The 1,500-nt window shown below is 39.9% G+C and carries 1 protein-coding gene and 1 pseudogene; one reads left to right on the top strand and one right to left on the bottom strand.

The window, feature by feature from the left end; all coding sequences use genetic code 11:
• Positions 1–415: pseudogene (locus ABZA26_RS14895) on the top strand (pyridine nucleotide-disulfide oxidoreductase); the annotation flags it as partial.
• 54 nt (positions 416–469) lie between these two features.
• On the opposite strand, the gene ABZA26_RS14900 reads toward ABZA26_RS14895, so the two are convergent.
• Positions 470–1,500 (bottom strand): dicarboxylate/amino acid:cation symporter (locus tag ABZA26_RS14900; RefSeq protein WP_372715268.1); only part of this gene is annotated, 1,031 nt, incomplete at its 5' end.

Raw genomic sequence — 1,500 nt, forward strand, 5'->3', positions numbered from 1 at the left:
CATAGCAAAGATGTCTTCTATGCTCACAGGTGGGAAGATACTGATGCAGTCATACGGAGACCTCAAGGCAGGGAGAAGATCCACAGAGGAGAGGCTTTCCAGACTGAATATAGTCCCGACAACAGATGACTATGTAGCTGGGGATATAGCTCTGGCCTGTCCTAAGAGGATACTGGATAATATAATAGAGTTTATAGAGGTACATGATAAAATAACCCCTGGTTTTGCATCCAGTGATCTGTTGCTTTATTTTCCCGAGATAAAGTTTAGAAGCACAAGGGTGGCAATAAATGAACATATGGAAACAAGCATAAAGGGATTCTACTCTGTGGGAGACAGCTCGGGATACGGAAGCGGACTTAATATAGCTGCTGTAATGGGAATACTTGCAACTAGGGACATATTGAGCAAATAATTAAAAACCACCGGTTTTATCCTTGTACAGGACTGCAACCGGTGGTTGGTTATTTTATAAAGATTTATTTTTGTTGTCTTTAGCAGCAGATGTTCTTCTTACTTTTTCATTCATGATTATAGCCATAGCACCATCACCCGTAACGTTGGTAGCAGTACCGAAGCTGTCTTGTGAAAAGTGCAGGGCAATCATAAGGGCTAATTGATTCTGACCCAAAGAAAGCATGTTTTCCAAAAGTCCGAGGGCGGCCATGACTCCTCCTCCTGGTATTCCAGGTGCGGCGATCATAGTCACGCCAAGCATCAATATATAGGGGAACATAAGAGCGAAGTCAGGGTTGACACCTGTGGCCATGAGAAGTCCCATAGCCCCTAAGACTAAAGTAATAGTATCTCCTGCCAGATGAATAGTGGCACATAAAGGAACTACGAAATCAATAATATCTTCGTCTATTTTATTGGCACGGGAACACTCGATACTTACTGGGATGGTAGCAGCTGAAGACTGAGTACCGATAGCCGTGAAATATGCTGGAAGAAGATTCTTTATAGATGTAAAATAAGGTTTTTTACTGTATCCGCAGGCAATTGTATACTGGATGAGGATATACACAACCTGTAAAATAAGAATCATAAAAAATATACCTGAAAAAGATTTTATTGTGGATAAAAGATTTCCCTCAGCAGTTATTCTGGAAAAAATTCCAGCTATATGAACCGGAATTAGAGGGATAATTACAAAAGTAATAACTTTCTCAATTATCTTCTGAAAATCCTTTAAAAAATTTAAAAGAGTTTTTTCATTTTCAGATGTATTGGCAATCCCAAGCCCTAAGATGAAAGCAAGGATAAGAGCACTCATAATACCCATTATTTGAGGGATTTCTATGGAAAAATAAGGTGCTATGGAAACAGCTTCTGTACTGGTCAGTTCAAAGTTTTTTACAACCATTGGTAAGAAAGCTTTTCCGCTGAAATAGGCCATTAGTCCTGCAAAAATTGTAGAACAATATGCCAGGGCTGCAGTGGAAAGAAGTAAATTGTTTGCCTTTTTCCCAAGGTCTGCTATTCCCGGAGCCACGAAGG

This window comes from Ilyobacter sp. (assembly GCF_041583315.1).
In the GTDB taxonomy this organism is placed as follows: Bacteria; Fusobacteriota; Fusobacteriia; order Fusobacteriales; family Fusobacteriaceae; genus Ilyobacter.